This window comes from Pedobacter insulae, assembly GCF_900113525.1.
Lineage (GTDB): Bacteria > Bacteroidota > Bacteroidia > Sphingobacteriales > Sphingobacteriaceae > Pedobacter > Pedobacter insulae.
Map to the genome: position 1 here is coordinate 97046 of NZ_FOPP01000012.1, position 16462 is coordinate 113507.

General features: G+C 39.6%; 17 protein-coding genes. 5 read left to right on the plus strand and 12 right to left on the minus strand.

What is annotated here, in order from left to right:
- From BM207_RS17150 to BM207_RS17170, 5 genes are read left to right on the plus strand one after another with little or no spacing between them, the layout of a single operon-like run.
- Nucleotides 1–666 carry a thiamine phosphate synthase gene (locus tag BM207_RS17150; protein WP_245768152.1) on the plus strand — a complete coding sequence of 222 codons (666 nt, stop codon included), beginning with the start codon at nt 1–3 and terminating at the stop codon, nt 664–666.
- Nucleotides 660–1421 carry a thiazole synthase gene (locus BM207_RS17155; protein ID WP_090997308.1) on the plus strand — a complete coding sequence of 254 codons (762 nt, stop codon included), beginning with the start codon at nt 660–662 and terminating at the stop codon, nt 1419–1421. Before BM207_RS17150 ends, BM207_RS17155 begins: the two co-directional genes overlap by 7 nt.
- Nucleotides 1422–1426: 5 nt before the next feature.
- A complete protein-coding gene (gene thiH / locus BM207_RS17160; RefSeq protein ID WP_090997311.1) occupies nt 1427–2563 on the plus strand; it encodes a 2-iminoacetate synthase ThiH in 1137 nt (378 codons plus the stop codon).
- Between the two features lie 9 nt (nt 2564–2572).
- Nucleotides 2573–3592 (plus strand): HesA/MoeB/ThiF family protein, encoded by a 1020-nt coding sequence (gene moeB, locus BM207_RS17165; RefSeq protein WP_090997314.1) that lies wholly within the window; start codon nt 2573–2575, stop codon nt 3590–3592.
- 46 nt (nt 3593–3638) lie between these two features.
- A complete protein-coding gene (locus BM207_RS17170; RefSeq protein WP_143095993.1) occupies nt 3639–4211 on the plus strand; it encodes a hypothetical protein in 573 nt (190 codons plus the stop codon).
- Here the strand turns inward: BM207_RS17170 and BM207_RS17175 are convergent.
- The 12 genes from BM207_RS17175 to BM207_RS17230 all read right to left on the minus strand — a co-directional run bounded on the left by BM207_RS17175 (nt 4208) and on the right by BM207_RS17230 (nt 16438).
- The gene (locus BM207_RS17175) at nt 4208–5389 is read right to left on the minus strand and encodes an exo-beta-N-acetylmuramidase NamZ family protein (protein WP_218155072.1); all 1182 of its coding nucleotides are present in this window, start codon (nt 5387–5389) and stop codon (nt 4208–4210) included. The two genes, BM207_RS17170 and BM207_RS17175, sit on opposite strands and share 4 nt — an antisense overlap.
- 158 nt (nt 5390–5547) lie before the next feature.
- Nucleotides 5548–6192: a hypothetical protein gene (locus BM207_RS17180; protein ID WP_090997320.1), complete on the minus strand. Its 645-nt coding sequence runs from the start codon at nt 6190–6192 to the stop codon at nt 5548–5550.
- A gap of 101 nt (nt 6193–6293) precedes the next feature.
- Nucleotides 6294–6995 (minus strand): sulfite exporter TauE/SafE family protein, encoded by a 702-nt coding sequence (locus BM207_RS17185; RefSeq protein WP_090997323.1) that lies wholly within the window; start codon nt 6993–6995, stop codon nt 6294–6296.
- Entirely contained in the window at nt 6992–7420 is a 429-nt protein-coding gene (locus BM207_RS17190) for a FixH family protein (protein WP_143095994.1), read from the minus strand. The genes BM207_RS17185 and BM207_RS17190 overlap by 4 nt, the downstream gene beginning before the upstream one ends.
- A 45-nt stretch (nt 7421–7465) precedes the next feature.
- Nucleotides 7466–8833, minus strand: coding sequence for a cytochrome c oxidase accessory protein CcoG (ccoG, locus tag BM207_RS17195; RefSeq protein ID WP_090997329.1), 1368 nt, complete (start codon nt 8831–8833; stop codon nt 7466–7468).
- The gene (locus tag BM207_RS17200) at nt 8811–9695 is read right to left on the minus strand and encodes a cbb3-type cytochrome c oxidase N-terminal domain-containing protein (protein WP_245768153.1); all 885 of its coding nucleotides are present in this window, start codon (nt 9693–9695) and stop codon (nt 8811–8813) included. Before BM207_RS17200 ends, ccoG begins: the two co-directional genes overlap by 23 nt.
- Nucleotides 9682–9864: a hypothetical protein gene (locus BM207_RS17205; protein ID WP_090997332.1), complete on the minus strand. Its 183-nt coding sequence runs from the start codon at nt 9862–9864 to the stop codon at nt 9682–9684. Before BM207_RS17205 ends, BM207_RS17200 begins: the two co-directional genes overlap by 14 nt.
- A gap of 2 nt (nt 9865–9866) precedes the next feature.
- Nucleotides 9867–12005: a cytochrome-c oxidase, cbb3-type subunit I gene (ccoN, locus tag BM207_RS17210; protein ID WP_090997335.1), complete on the minus strand. Its 2139-nt coding sequence runs from the start codon at nt 12003–12005 to the stop codon at nt 9867–9869.
- 107 nt (nt 12006–12112) lie between these two features.
- A complete protein-coding gene (ccoS, locus tag BM207_RS17215; protein ID WP_090997338.1) occupies nt 12113–12280 on the minus strand; it encodes a cbb3-type cytochrome oxidase assembly protein CcoS in 168 nt (55 codons plus the stop codon).
- Complete coding sequence (locus tag BM207_RS17220) at nt 12277–14661, minus strand: heavy metal translocating P-type ATPase (RefSeq protein WP_090997341.1); 2385 nt, start codon at nt 14659–14661, stop codon at nt 12277–12279. The genes ccoS and BM207_RS17220 overlap by 4 nt, the downstream gene beginning before the upstream one ends.
- A gap of 9 nt (nt 14662–14670) precedes the next feature.
- The gene (gene hemN / locus BM207_RS17225) at nt 14671–16011 is read right to left on the minus strand and encodes an oxygen-independent coproporphyrinogen III oxidase (RefSeq protein WP_090997344.1); all 1341 of its coding nucleotides are present in this window, start codon (nt 16009–16011) and stop codon (nt 14671–14673) included.
- Between the two features lies 1 nt (nt 16012).
- On the minus strand, nt 16013–16438 hold the full coding sequence (locus BM207_RS17230; RefSeq protein ID WP_090997346.1) for a Rossmann-fold NAD(P)-binding domain-containing protein: 426 nt from the start codon (nt 16436–16438) through the stop codon (nt 16013–16015).
- Nucleotides 16439–16462 lie beyond the last annotated feature (24 nt).

Sequence of the window (16462 nt, forward strand, 5' to 3'; positions counted from 1 at the left end):
ATGAAACAGACCATGATAGAAAAACTTCATTATATCTCTCAAACACCAAAAACAGGGACGCACATTGATGCCATTAAAGCGGTATTGGCGGCAGGCAGTAAATGGATCCAGCTCAGAATTAAAGACATGGAGCCCCATACAGTCCTAAACTTTGCCAAACAGGCGACTCATCTGTGCGCAGCTGCGGGTGCTAAACTCATTGTAAATGATTACCCAGAAATTGCCCTTCAGGCGGGTGCCGATGGAGTTCACTTAGGGCTAAATGACATGCCTATTCGTGAGGCAAGAGCCATAGTGGGACCTCATATGATTATTGGAGGAACAGCCAATACTTTCGAGCACATTATGCAAAGAGTTGAGGAGGGTGTCGATTATATCGGTCTTGGGCCCTATCGTTTCACCAATACGAAACAGAACCTAAGTCCGATTATTGGACTTGCTGGTTATACCCGTATTTTACAGAGCGTTCGGGAAGCTGGCCTACAAATGCCCCTTATTGCCATTGGTGGAATTGTAGCCAGCGACATTCCCGCACTTCTCCGGACTGGCCTATATGGTATCGCCGTATCGGGTGCGCTGACCGACCAAAAAAACCCGGTTACTATATTCAGCGATATGCACACAGCTATTAACTTACATTCAAACCATAATCAAATTCCATGTTAACTATCGCAAATCGCTCCTTTCAATCTAGGTTGTTTACCGGAACTGGAAAGTTCAGCTCCCCTAAAGAAATGGAACAGGCATTACTGGCATCTGGGACAGAGCTGGTTACTGTTGCCTTAAAACGTGTTGATTTAACCAATGATCAAGACGATATTTTGCAGCACTTAAAACACCCGCAATTTCATCTGTTACCCAACACTTCAGGCGTACGCAATGCGAAAGAAGCTATATTTGCCGCACAAATGGCAAGGGAAGCCTTAGAAACCGATTGGATTAAATTAGAGATCCACCCCGACCCCAAATACCTGATGCCTGACCCGATAGAGACTTTAAAAGCTACAGAAGAGCTCGCCAAATTAGGTTTTGTGGTGCTGCCATACATTCATGCCGACCCAGTGCTTTGCAAGCGACTGGAAGAGGTTGGAACAGCTGCTGTGATGCCGCTGGGATCGCCTATTGGAAGTAATAAAGGATTGAAAACAATCGATTTTCTAGAAATCATTATTGACCAGTCTCGTGTACCAGTAGTGATAGATGCAGGGATCGGTTCACCTGCAGCTGCCGCACGTGCAATAGAAATCGGCGCAGATGCCGTACTTGTGAACACCGCTATCGCCGTTGCTGGCGATCCAATTAAAATGGCTACTGCTTTTAAACTTGCCGTAGAGGCTGGAAGAATGGCTTTTGAAGCAAAACTTGCAGCTGTTGGAAATTTTGCGGAAGCTAGTAGTCCGCTGACTACTTTTTTAACTTAAACTTTATGGTATTAAAGAAGGAAAACACTTTTACTGAACTATTTGCAACGCACGATTGGCAAACTGTAAAAAGCAGTATTTACAGTAAAACCAGTCGAGATGTTGAACGTGCTTTATCAGCTAGCAATAGAAGCTTGGAGGACTTTAAGGCCCTCATCTCACCCGCAGCAGCTCCATACTTGGAGCAGATGGCCAATTTGAGCCAACAGCTAACCCAAAAACGCTTCGGTAAAGTGATTCAGATGTATGTCCCTTTATATCTTTCTAACGAGTGCAACAATATTTGTACCTACTGCGGCTTTAGTTATGACAATAAGGTACGGCGTAAAACATTATCATCTATAGAAATAATGGAAGAAGTAGCCGTGATTAAGAAGATGGGCTATGACCATGTGCTATTGGTAACTGGCGAAGCAAACCAGTCTGTACATATCGATTATTTTCGTAAAGTTCTAAAGCTTCTCAAACCTCATTTCTCGCAAATCTCGATGGAAGTGCAGCCTTTGGAACTAGCCGAGTATGTTGAATTAAGAACCTTGGGACTGAACACTGTTTTAGTGTATCAGGAAACCTATCATCAGGATTACTACAAAAAGCATCATCCAAAAGGGAAGAAGGCAAATTTCCAGTACCGCTTAACAACACCCGACAGACTGGGAAGGGCTGGCATCCATAAAATGGGTTTAGGTGTGTTGATTGGACTAGAAGATTGGCGAACAGATTCATTTTTTACTGCCCTACACCTCTCCTATCTTGAAAAACACTACTGGCAAAGTAAATACAGTGTTTCCTTCCCCAGATTACGCCCCTTTAGTGGTGGCCTGGCACCTAAAGTTACGATGAGCGATCGCGAACTGGTGCAATTAATCTGCGCCTACCGGATTTTTAATGAAGAGGTCGAGCTATCTATCTCTACCCGTGAAACGCAGATTTTTAGAGATCATATCATCAAGCTCGGTATTACTTCAATGAGCGCAGGTTCCAAAACCAATCCAGGAGGCTATGCCGTAGAACCGCAGTCGCTCGAGCAGTTTGAAATCTCTGACGAGCGAACTGCGGCAGAAATCGCACAGATGATCACCAATCAAGGCTACGAAGCGGTATGGAAGGATTGGGATGTAAACTTAGCCACAACCCATTAAACACAAATAATGAATAGTTCAGAACTTCGAAGATATGACCGTCAGCTCATACTTGCTGACCTGGGTTTAGAAGGCCAGCAAAAACTAAAGAGCTCAAATGTGTTGATTGTTGGTGCTGGCGGATTAGGCTCTCCTGCACTTCTTTATCTCGCAGCTGCTGGTGTTGGACGGATTGGGGTAATAGATTATGATGTGGTAGAGGAAAGCAATCTTCAACGCCAGGTTTTATTTAACAATCATGATTTAGGAAAAAACAAAGCAGAGGCGGCCGTTGAAAAACTCATGTTACTAAACCCTTATTTGGTGTTCGATACTTACCCGTTTAAACTTGAACCAGAGAATGCCTTCAAAATATTTAGCAATTATACGCTAATGCTCGATTGCTCAGACAATTTCTCCACCCGCTATTTGGTTAATGATACCTGTGTTGAACTTAAAAAACCCTTTGTATTTGGATCGATACTCAGATTTGAAGGCCAGGTTTCGGTTTTTAACCTGCAAGGCGGACCAAATTACAGGATGCTTTATCCTGAAGCGCCCTCCGATGAATTAGCCCTCAATTGTAGCGAAGCAGGTGTAATAGGAACTTTACCCGGAATAGTGGGCACTTATATGGCTAATGAGTCCATCAAAATACTAGCCGGTTTTGGAGAAACCTTAAGCGGCAAACTGTTAACAATTGATGTATTGCACAACCAGACACAGATTTTCAGCTTTGCCACTAGCGACATAAAAAACACTAAACAATACGATAGCTCGATCCCCTTGATCAATCAATCCATACTAAGCGAATGGAAGGAGAACGGGGAAGATTTTATGCTGATTGATGTTCGAGAAGCCTATGAATATGACGAACACAACATCGGCGGAACAAATATTCCAGTTCATGAACTTCCGGAAAGAATATCCGAAATACTGGCATATAAAAAAGTTGTTTTTGCCTGTACTACCGGAACACGTAGTAAACTAGCCACAGCTATCTTAGCCGAGCATCATAAAGAAATTTTAGTGTTTAATATAAATGTTTGATAAAATTATATCCAATTTACCCTTACATTTGCAAAAAAGAACGATTATGAGCGAAATAGAAAAATACCCGGTTTTAGATTATATTGTTGACACATTAAAAAATGCTATTGCTGATACAAAAATTGAAAATCCATCGGCTAATGAATATAGAGTTAAAGACGGCAACGATGAGATTCATCTGAAACAAAATGGCCAAACCGTTACAATTACTGATAAGAGAAATATCATTTTCAGTGAAGATTTGCTGGAGACTTTACAAAATATACATGAGGGCGTTAAAAGAAATGACGCACTGAAAGCTGAGTTGCAAGCAGCCACTATCATCATTAATGGGTTAGATATTGAGACCGAACTCATACTACAAGCCATCAAAGATTCTTTAGACCAGTTGAGTAATAGCTACGAGTTTTTACAAGTAGTAGATAGCGATATCAATAAAATTGGGGTTGGTTTTAAGTTTGGGAAGCATGCATTTAGGTTAAATATTACTAATGAATCAAATGAAGTTTTAATCGAAACAAGATTTACCCCAACTTTCGACACTACTGTAAAGCAAACTATCACAAGTGATCTTACAAAAGTACAGAACGCGGTCAATAAGTTATTCAAAAGTAGTTAATCCGCATATAAAAGATATTTCTTTCGTATTGCTTTAAACTTTTGTAAACCTGGTTCCCAGCTTTTCCTGATCTCGGCTTCCGATACTCCAGCTATGATCTGTTTTCTAAGTTGATCTGTACCGATTCGCAGATCGAATGGAGATACGCCGTTATTGGCTCGTTCCTTACCGAAAAAATGTTCCTTATCAGGATAGGCATTATATAATTCAATTAACCATGCTAAATTTAGCTGGCGGCTTTTTCGTAGTTTACTTATGTCATAATTGCGAAGATCGATACCATAACAAACACTGTCTTTGTGATTTGGTCTTTCACTCATTCCCTGAATACTTACGGGCTTGTAGGAAAACGAATATTTATCTTTCAATGCGGGTGCTCCCAAAATTGTAAACGGCATATAAGTTCCCCGGCCCTCGTTAATAGCAGTGCCTTCGAACATACATAGGCTCGGAAAAAGCATCACAGCTTGCTGGGTATTCAAATTAGGTGAGGGATTTGTGGGCAGTACATAAGACATCTCATGATTGTAATTTGCAACTTTAATAATCTTTAGTTTACATTTCTCTTTAAGATAAGCTTCGCCATTCAGGTATTGTGCGAATTCCCCTATCGTCATGCCATGGGTCATAGGCGTATAATGTATTCCAATGGCCGATTTAAATTTATCATCAGTCATTACCGGTCCATCTACAACATATGCGTTCGGATTTGGTCTATCCAGAATAAGTAGTTCTTTATTGTTTTCTGCACATGCCTCCATTACATACTCAAGCGTATTAATATTTGTGTAGTAACGACAACCCACATCTTGAATATCAAAAACCATTAGGTCTACATCTGCCAACTGTTCTTTCGTCGGTTTTTCATTTTTCCCATACAAAGAAATGATTGGAATGCCAGTTTTAGCATCTACTTCATTCCCTACCACAGCGCCATTACTGGCATTGCCTCTAAAGCCATGTTCAGGACCAAACACTTTTACAATTTTAATTCCAAGGCTCAGTAAACTGTCTACACTGCTTTTATTGCCGATGATAGAGCTTTGATTTGCCACTAACCCAACCCGCTTTCCTTTTAAATAAGGTAAATATTTTGCAGTTTGATCGGCACCGGTAATAATGTCAGCAGCACTTACAATTTTACTTTCTGCTGCCGGATTTAGGTGCTTGATAAACATTGGAGCGCAATAGGCAGCGATTAATCCGAGGGACCAAAACAATAATTTCATTTTCATATTCTTAATAGCATTATTAATAAGGACACGGAAAATTAAAGATATACTTACGCTGTAGCAAATTTATTTACGTTTCATGATAAGGAATTTTTAAACCGCAGTTAAAGAGATCTATTCCAAACAAAAAGATTAGTACGCCCTTCCCGTTTATTTACCAGCACAAAGTCAATTTCCAGCTCCATTTCATCATCAATCTTTCCAACTTCATATGCGGGGATTTTAAACCCGAAGGCACTAAGGCTCACGACTTGTTTACCCCATATTCTTAACGAACGATCCTCATTGAGCTCATAATGCAACTGCATTGGAATGTTGTAAGCTCCGTTGAACATGGAAAAACCGCCAATAACATGCGCCATTTTCATAATCGGAAGAATCATTACGTGTTCCTGTTTAAAAGCCAACTTGGTACAATTGTTTTGGATAAGAATCTCTTGTAGCATAGATTCTTGCTGATGGTTGCTACACTTCAGCTGCTGAATAGGAATGGTAAAAGTAAGTTCAGAAATATTCAGAAGTTCTTGGTCTCTAAACTCAAATTCTCCAGTGCTGGCAACGGAATTGGCTGCTAGCACCCATTTGTTTCCACTTGAAGAGCCTGAAAGTGTAAATTTTGAGGATAGCACTTCGAACTTCGCTTGTTGTCTACCGATTTCTATGGTAGAAAGCAGAAATAGCCCTATACCAATGGAGCTTATCGAAATTAAGCCCACCCTGTTGATTGCAAATTTTTTGAAATTTTTCATAATTTAAAGTTAAGTTGATTACTCAAACTTAAAAAACTGAATACCTGAAAGTTATGATTTCGCACAAGTTAAATTATGACATTCATTACTTATGTGGATTGTCATCTGCACTCTACTACATTAGCACTTGAGCGGATTTGATTGTTCGGGGATAGGAAAGGGATTCCCAAGTTTACACTCCTAAGTATAAAGAGCGCCCCAATAAACAACGTAAACCAGGGGATCATCTTGTTTGGGCTAAAACGGATATAACGTTTCAGGTAAATGCCCCCCAAAGAAATCGCTAACATTAATGGCGTAGTACCGAGGCCAAAGAGGAGCATAAAACTGGCACCTCCAGTTATAGAGCCTGAATTGAGTGAAGTTACCAAAGCAAGATATACCATTCCACAGGGAATTAGCCCATTTAACATTCCGGCAAAAAAACCCCAAAAACGGAGCTTATGCACTTTGCCCATCAGGGTACTAATGGGTTCAATGAGTTTACGCTGTAAAGTATTAATTTGATTAACATATCTTCCTGTAAAATATATCAATGTAAAAACCACCATTAAACCCCCAATTAATAAACTCAATGTTTGTTGATTGGTAAATAATTTAATACTATTACCTATCAACCCGGCTAACAGCCCGAAAACAGTATATACCACTATCCTTCCGGCCTGATACATCCCCAACTGCATGGCAGATACCAAATAATTATTTTTGGAAAGTGGCAAGCTGAGCATCAATGGGCCGCACATAATAGCACAGTGCATACTCCCTAAAAAGCCAAGCAGAAATGCTATCGAGAGATTACTCATAAAACAATGTCATTTTTAAACAGGTAGTTCTTACTTCCATTTTTCCAGCTTAGCTCCATAAACCATACACCACGATGCATTTTCTTGGTATCAATAAGAATTAGGTTGGAATCACCAATTGTGGAGCCCTTCATTAAAACATCTTCTTTTTTACTAGAGGGTCTCATCATTTTTAACTCATAGGTTGAATGATCTTTTAATTGAACAATAACCTGGAACTTACTAATTGTTATTTTCGGTTGAGCGCGATCTATCGATACATTCTGGATCGCATTAAACTCTTGGTTGTAATTGATACCTTTCTCGTAATAATCTTCTGCTACCAGCGGATCATTCCCATGCACAGTGAACATATAAACTACCATTCCTATGATAAAAAGCATAAAAGCGATCATGCCTGATACTATTTTTGTTCCCCAATTCATTTTATTTGTTTTTGTTATTGTTTTTCGTTGTGAGATGTTAACCAATTAGGGTTGCGAAAAGAAGGAAGTGGAAGTCCTGCTAACTACTTTACCCCCTGACAATATCTCGAAAACCACATTACTTTTAAAACTCTTTAGATTAGCCTGTTTTTTAATCAAAAAGAAAGTCAGGTGAGTCGACCCATCTTTTGGAAGAATTTCAGGCATTTGTATAAATTTTATCCGGTCAGTACTGTCATTTGTTCTAACACTGAACTTAATGTCTCTATTTGTTTTATTGATTAACTCTGCATTATAAAGATTGCTTACTGTTTTATCTTTATTGAGCTGATACAATGTACCACTCGCTCTTAGCACAGTGGTTTCGACATCCTGCCTTTTGTAGATCAGACTTGAAAACGCTATTAATAGAACTAGCAGAACGGTACTGTATCCATAGGCTTTCAAACCAATTTTGAACGGGCTTTGCGATTTAATAAAATCATTGGTGTGAAAGCCGATCAGGTTTGAAGGCCTATTGATCTTCACCATCACTTCATTACAACTATCTATACATGCTGTACAATTTACACATTCCAATTGTGTGCCATTGCGGATGTCAATTCCCGTTGGGCAAACCTGCACACATAATCCGCAATCAATACAATCGCCCTTAGCTAGGTCGACTGTATTTTTTTGGAGATGTGCCCTAGGTTCGCCGCGATTTTCGTTGTAAGCAACGATTAAGCTCTGATTATCTAGCAATACTCCCTGTAATCTTCCATAAGGACAAATAACAGTACAAACTATTTCCCGTACGTAGGCAAAAACACCATAAAATATAAAAGTAAAGAGCCAAATGGATAGAAACCCAGTTAAATGACCAGCTATTGGCTCCGTTATAATCCTATATAAAGTAGCCGAGCTAATGATATAAGCTAAAAAAGTATTAGCTATTGCGAACGAAATCAGCAAGAATAAAAAATGTTTACTTCCTTTCTTAATAACCTTCTCGATTGTCCAGGGCTGAGCATCTAATTTTCGCTGTTGATTGGCATCTCCCTCAATCCAATATTCTATCCTTCTAAAAACCAGCTCCATGAAAATTGTCTGCGGACAAGCCCAGCCGCACCACAACCTACCGAGGATTACTGTAAAGCATACGATGAATATGATAAAGATGAGCATCGCCAATGCAAACAGATAAAAATCCTGTGGTGTAAAAATCAATCCAAAGAATACAAATTTCCGTTCTAGAAAATTAAGCAATACCAGCTGTTCATCATTCAATCTTAGAAATGGGAAAGAAAATAAGCACCCTAACAGCACATAACTTACCCATTTTCTATAGTTGTATAATTTGCCAGCTGGTTTTTTCGGATATAGAAATTCCCGGCCATAGCTTTTTGGCTTAGTTTTTTGCGATGCTTTCATTCGTCACGGTATCCTTCACGCTTTTATCTTCATATTTCTCACCCTGAGGCGCCTTCGGATTGGCAGGCTTGCTACCTTTCAGCGACATGATGTAATTAACCACTTCAGCAATGTTTTTTGAGCTTAAGTTTTTCTCCCAACTTGCCATTCCTTTAGCTGAAACGCCGTATTTTACAGTTTTAAATATATCAGAGATACTTCCACCATGCAGCCAAAATTCGTCTGTCAAATTCGGACCAACTGTTCCTTGTCCCTGGTCTCCGTGGCAGGCGACACAATTCGTCATAAATACAGCTTTACCGTTTGCAATCATTGAGCCATCTAATTTGATTGAGTTCTCGTCAAATTTTTCAGCTGCATTTGCTAAGAAAGCTCTTTTATCTTTAGCAGCCTTTTCTATTTCGGCAACGTATTCCTGATCTTGCATCGGTCCATTGCCAATATGGTAATAGTAAAGGTAACCTCCTGCAAAAATGATCGTAGCATAAAAAAGAATACTGAACCATTTCGGAACAGGATTATTCAGTTCATGAATGCCGTCGTATGCATGGGGAATCAGCAGCGTTTGCTCTTCTTCTATAGGTTTAAGGCTCAGTAGCTTGCTCCAAACATTTGGTTTCGCTTTTTTCAATTTAGCCCATTCTAAGTAGTCAAGGGGCCCCGGTTGGTGCTCCTTTACCAATGGCATGGGCTTATCACCTTCCTTGATCATCACTTTAAGTGCTTTAAGCATGATGAATGTGGCTAGCAATGCTACTAAGGCAAAAACGAACAATGCTGCAATTAAAAGTTCCGTTGAAGTTAATCCAATAGTTGGAGCATCGGCTAATGGAGTTGCGGAAATAAGGCTAATCTTCTTCATATTCTTTTAAGGGTTGGTCGTCTATTGGCAAATTGCTCATCAATGAAACATGTTGTTTACTGAGTTTGAACAGATAAACTGCTACGATGATAAAAAACACCATAAATAAGAGCAACGAAGTTATGAGGTAAAACTCTCCTCCAGCTAAGTCTTTAATTTGTTTGAACATGATTATTGGTTTGAGGGAATAGTAAACTGGTTTGCTTTTATATCTGTACCCAAACGTTGCAGGTATGCAATGATGGCAATGATTTCTTTATCACTTTTAACTTGGATATTATCCTTTTTAAGATCACGGGCAATTGAGTCGGCTTGTAAGCTTAGATCAGCATTGGCGATTTTATCGAAATCTTTTTCATAGGGCACGCCTAATGTTTGCATTGCCCTAATTTTTGCCGCCGTTGTTGCTGTATCCAATTTTTGGTTAATCAACCATTCATAATTCGGCATAATACTACCTGGAGACATTGAGGTTGGATCAAGCAAATGGTTAAAATGCCAAGCATTGCTATATTTCCCTCCTAGCCGATGTAAATCTGGACCTGTGCGTTTGCTTCCCCACAAAAACGGGTGATCGTAAACAAACTCACCAGCTTTGCTATACTCCCCGTAGCGCTCCGTTTCTGAACGAAATGGACGGACGGTTTGCGAGTGACAGTTCACGCAGCCTTCTCGGATGTAAAGATCCCTTCCTTGTAGTTCGAGTGGTGTGTAGGGCTTTACACTTGCAATTGTTGGCACGTTAGATTGAATAGTGAAAGTTGGCATCATTTCTACCATACCACCTATAAGGATAATGATTAATGCATATATCATAAACTTAATTGGTTTACGCTCTAACCTTCTATGCCATTTTTTATCAGCAGGATCTTCTGCAGCAACCTCTGTTAGAGGCATAGCTTCTGCGGGTTCGTTAGCTACGAGTTTGGCAGCCAACATCGTCTTGGCCAAATTAACCGTCATTACAATTACCCCAATAAGATATAGTGCTCCACCAATGGCTCTTAATACATGCATTGGTATAATCTGCAAAGTAGTTGATAAAAAATTCGGGTATTTGAGTAAGCCTTCTTGTGTAAACTCTTTCCACATAAGTCCTTGGGTAAAACCTGCCCAATACATTGGCACAGCATAGAACAAAATTCCTAGTGAGCCAATCCAAAAATGAAAGGCTGCCATCTTTTTTGAGTAGAGTTCAGTTCTATATAAACGTGGGATGAGCCAGTAAAGAATACCGAAAGTTAAAAACCCATTCCATCCCAATGCGCCAACATGTACGTGGGCAACGATCCAGTCGGTAAAATGGGCAACACCATTAATCTGTTTTAAAGAAAGTAGCGGACCTTCGAAAGTTGCCATACCATAAGCGGTTAACGCAACTACCATAAACTTTAAAGTCACATCTTCACGTACTTTGTCCCATGCCCCACGAAGCGTGAGTAGCCCATTGATCATTCCACCCCAGCTTGGGGCAATTAGCATGATAGAAAACGCAACGCCCAATGATTGTGCCCAACCTGGTAGAGAGCTATATAATAAATGGTGAGGCCCTGCCCAGATATAGATGAATATTAAGGACCAAAAATGCAGGATACTTAACTTGTAAGAATACACTGGTCTGTTCGCCATTTTTGGCAAGAAATAGTACATCATCCCCAAATAAGGCGTAGTTAAGAAAAAAGCAACCGCATTGTGCCCATACCACCACTGTACCAATGCGTCTTGAACTCCAGCGTATACGTAGTAGCTTTTAAGAAACGAAATCGGAAGCTCGAAGGAATTTACGATATGCAACACAGCAATTGTAACGAATGTAGCAATGTAAAACCAAATGGCTACATATAAATGGCGCTCCCTTCTTTTGAAGATTGTGCCGAACATATTCACACCAAAAACCACCCAAATCAACGTAATGGCGATATCAATTGGCCATTCCAGCTCTGCATATTCGTGTGATGTGGTAAAGCCTAGCGGTAGCGTAATTACTGCTGAAATGATGATTAATTGCCAACCCCAAAAGTGAATTTTGCTCAATACATCACTAAACATTCTGGCTTTTAAGAGGCGTTGCAAGGAGTAGTAAACTCCCATAAAGATGGCATTGCCTACAAAAGCAAAAATAACGGCATTTGTATGCAAGGGTCTTATCCGGCCGAAGGTCGTGTATTGATTGCCCATGTTCATTGAAGGCTTAAATAGCTGCATGGCAACCAACAGTCCAACAGTCATCCCGATAATGCCCCAAACTATCGTGGCAAGTCCAAAATTGCGGACAATCTTGTTATCGTAGGTAAATTTTTCTAGCTGCATATATATAGAAATTGTTTGTTTTTGATGAACAAAAGTATTTATTGTGGTATTGAGCGAACGTGATGATACTTAGTCGAAAAAGTGATCTTTGTCACAAAAGTGATTTCTTACGACTCAACCTGCTCTTCGTCTACGGGCTCCTCATCAAACAAAACCCTCATTCCAGGGGTGACCACATCATCATGTTGCCCATTTTTGAGCGACCAGTAGAATGCACCTAAAAAAATCAATGCCATCAGCACACTGCAGCCTACCAAAAAATAAAGAATGTTCATAAAAGATTATTTTTTCGCGCAAAAAACCTGGTTGCTATCGAAGTAAAACTGATGATGGTAATGGTACTGATTGGCATCAAAACCGCAGCAACAAGCGGATAAAGCGTACCCTGTATGGCAAAGTATAAGCCAACACAGTTATAAGCACTGGCTATGACAAAACTGATTTTAATAGTTTTCAGGCCATCTTTACTCATTTGGAAAAAATTAGGCAGCAGATCAAGCGAACTTCCTTTCAAGATAGCATCACAGCCTGGGGTAAAGTTGTTTACATCATCTGTAACCGCAATTCCGAAATCACTCTGTTTTAGTGCTCCAGCATCATTAAGTCCATCACCTAACATCATTACTTGTTCTCCTTTTTGTTGTTGATGTTTAATCTCTTCCAGTTTTTGAAGAGGGCTCTGCTCAAATTTCAGGTCTGCCGATAACGGAAAAAAAGTTTTTAATGCTTTTTCATCTTTGTTGTTATCTCCAGATAAAACCTTTAAAGTAAAATATTTATTCAAGCTACTCAATAACACTCCCAATTTCGGCCTCCATTGTTGTTCTACTATAAATGTACCTTTGTATGCGCTATTGATCACGATGTGAACTCCGTGGTGTTGATTAGGTTGGATATCAAATGGTAAGATAGCGGGACTACCTGCATAAACCATTTGTTGGTTAACCAGTCCTCTTATCCCTTTTCCAGGAATTTCTTTGTATCTGGAGATCGGGTAAAATTGTTCAATAGCCAGGCTTTTTAAGATTTGTCTACTAAGCGGATGTGACGAATGGTTCAACAAAGAGACGATCAGCATTTTTTCCATTGGATTAAGCGTCCCCTTAAAAAGGATTTTGGCGTTTTCTGTAGTCGTTAAGGTTCCTGTTTTATCAAATACTATGGAAGTACATTTTGCGAGTGCTTCTAACGAATCCGTATTTTTTACATAAAAGTCCTTTTTATCGAATACTGCTAAAATAGCAGATAGCGTAAATGGTGTACTTAACGCTAAAACACACGGACAAGCTACAATAATAACGGCTGTAAAAGCTAACCAGGCTTTGGACGCATCATTCATTAAGTACCAGTACCCCATTGCTGAAAACGCAATTACAAAAACGGCCATGCTAAAATATTTCGCTACGCTATCATTAAAATTCTGTTTAAAATGATTCACGTAATGATCCTTATTCCACAAACTGGTCAAGTAGCTTTGAGAAGCATTTTTTACGACCTCTATCTCAATTCCCTCTCCCATTTGTTTGCCTCCCGCGTAGATAATTTCCCCCAAAACCTTTTGTTGAGGTTCGGTTTCCCCTGTCACGAAACTCATATCCATCCATGCATCTCCCCTCATCAAAATAGAATCTGCAGGGACTAGCTCTCCATTACGGATCCATAACCGGTCGCCAATAGTCAATTCACTGATCGCTTTTGGTTGTTCTTTTCCATCAACTAGCGTAGTAACTGCAATGGGGAAATAAGAGCGATAATCGCGATCAAACGAAATATGGTGATAAGTGCGTTGTTTCACCCATTTGCCCATCAAAAGTAAAAATACCAGTCCCGTTAAGGTATCGGCAAATCCGGGTTCATTAGTAAATAACACTGAAACAATTGTCCTTAAAAACAGGACTGAAATAATCAACGCCAATGGCGTGTCTAGATTTACATGCCCATGCTTTAAACTTGTAATTGCAGATGTGAAATAATCTTTCGCGCAATAAAAAACTACCGGCATACAAAAGGCAAGATTAAGCCAACCAAATAATGCCTGAAATTGCCGCTCTAAACCAGAAAGTCCAAAATATTCGGGGAAGCTGAATAGCATGACATTCCCCATGCAAAAGCCTGCAACTGCAATTTTTAGAATGAGGCTTTTATTAACTGAATGACTATTTTCCCTCACTACGTCCTGCAAGCTGATAGATGGCTCATAGCCAATTTGTGCTAAGATTTCTACCACTCCTTTTAAACTTACGGCTTTATGCTTATAACTAACAGTTACCTCTTTCTTTAAAAAATCTATTCTAGACGAGTAAATCGCTGAATTTATTTTATAAAGGTGTTCCAGTAGCCAGATGCAGGAGCTACAGTGTATTGCCGGAATATAAAAAGTAACGATTGCATTAGTTTCATCTTTATAGTCGACCAGTTTTTTCTCAATAGTTGGTTCGTCTAGATATTCAAAATGGCTAGTACTATTTAGTCGTTTTCCGGGATTTTCGTTATAGGCATAATAACTACACATTTTATTTGCAGAAAGAATCTGGTAAACGCCCATACATCCTGCACAGCAAAAATGCTTTTGGTCGACTGAAAAGTCTACCCCCCTCACATCTTCACCACAATGGTAGCATGAAATCGCACTAAAAGTTGTTTGTTGTTTCATCATCTTATCAATTTAAACAGCAGCACTAAATAGCGAGGTTTGGGGCTGCTTTAACCATAGTCGTTCATCAAAGGCCATACAGATGTTTCGCAAAAAAGACTTGCCGATTTTATTGATACGTATCTCTTGTGTGTCCATTTCTAGCAGTTCATCTTCCAGAAAAGGTTTGAGTCTTTGCTTAATCATTGAAGGGATTTCAGTTGTAAATCTTGTAGCTCCTTTACACATTAGGTTTAAAATGTGCTGTCTAATATCAAGGTCTTTTTCATTCAGTAAGTGACCTTTTTCTATCGCAAGTTGCCCACTGTTAATTTGCGATAGGTAAGACTCCACTGTTTTAGCATTTTGCGCAAATGCTGTTTGGCAATCACTGATGGAGGAAACACCTAAGCCAATTAATATTTTTGTATACCGGTCAGTATAACCCATGAAATTTCGGTGTAGCTGATGGTTTTCACTGGCTTGATATAAACTATCTTTCACAAGTGCAAAATGATCCATTCCAATTTCCTTGTAACCTGCTTCAAGTAGCAATTTTCTTCCCATCTGATATAATGAGAATTTTTCGTCGTCCTGCGGAATGTCTTTTTCTGCGTAATGACGTTGTCCAGGTTTCAGCCATGGAACATGGGCATAGCTATAAAATGCGATGCGATCCGGCCTCATGTTTATTACTTCTGTTATAGTGTGGGACAGGCCGGTTAAAGTTTGCCCCGGCAAACCATATATCAGGTCAAAATTAACCGAGCCATAACCAATTGCCCTAGCTTCGGAGGTAATCCTAAAAACTTGTTCTGGTGTTTGAAAACGATTAATCATTAACTGCACCTTTGCATCAAAATCCTGAATACCCAAACTCAATCGTTTAAACCCGAGTTGATGAAGAGTTTGTAAATGAGCAATCGTAGTGTTATTTGGATGCCCTTCAAATGAACATATTACCTCTTTGTTGTCTTCGCCCAGTATGGCTACCATTAACCTTTGCAGGTTTTCTGGACTGAAAAAAGTAGGCGTTCCCCCACCAAGGTGCAGTTCGGCAATCTTTGGCCTTCCGCCTAATATAGTTGCATATAACTCCCATTCCTTTATTACTGCCTCAATATATGGCTTTTCGACCCCATGATTTTTAGTAATCCGAGTATTGCAACCACAATAAGTACAAAGACTTTCGCAGAAAGGGAGGTGGATATAGACACTAATTCCCTGTTCCTTGACACTGGAGTAGGTTTTTATTAGTGACGTTAACCAAGCTTCTTTACTAAAACTTTCACTATCCCAATAGGGAACTGTGGGATAACTCGTATAGCGAGGTGCTGCAATGTTATACTTTTTAAGCAGAGTTACAGTATCCATCTCATTTCAGCACTTTAGTGTTTACCGCGCAATCCCTTTGACAACAGCATGCATCTCCTACGCATTTGCCTGCCGCCCAATTGTCGAGGTTGGCAATAACCTGATGCATATTTTCTAATGCCCCTCCATCCTTAAATGGAATGTTAGCAATTTTTAAACCAACAGCATTTGCAGTTAATAAGTCGACATGACCATAATCAAATGAAGATATGGCGATATATTTAATGCCCTGCGCCTTTAATCCAGTAATAATAGGTGCATTCAAAGGATCCTTGTTAAATACAATAAGTGCTTCCTTGCCTGCCGCAAAATTTAATGTATCAAGCGTTAGGCTATTGGCAATAATTGTAATGTCATGCTTTTTATAATTAGCTAAAATCAGCCATTCTTTTTCTTTCGGGTTGATATTATAAGCGATAGCTTTCATATGAGTATTTTTCTATATACAAAA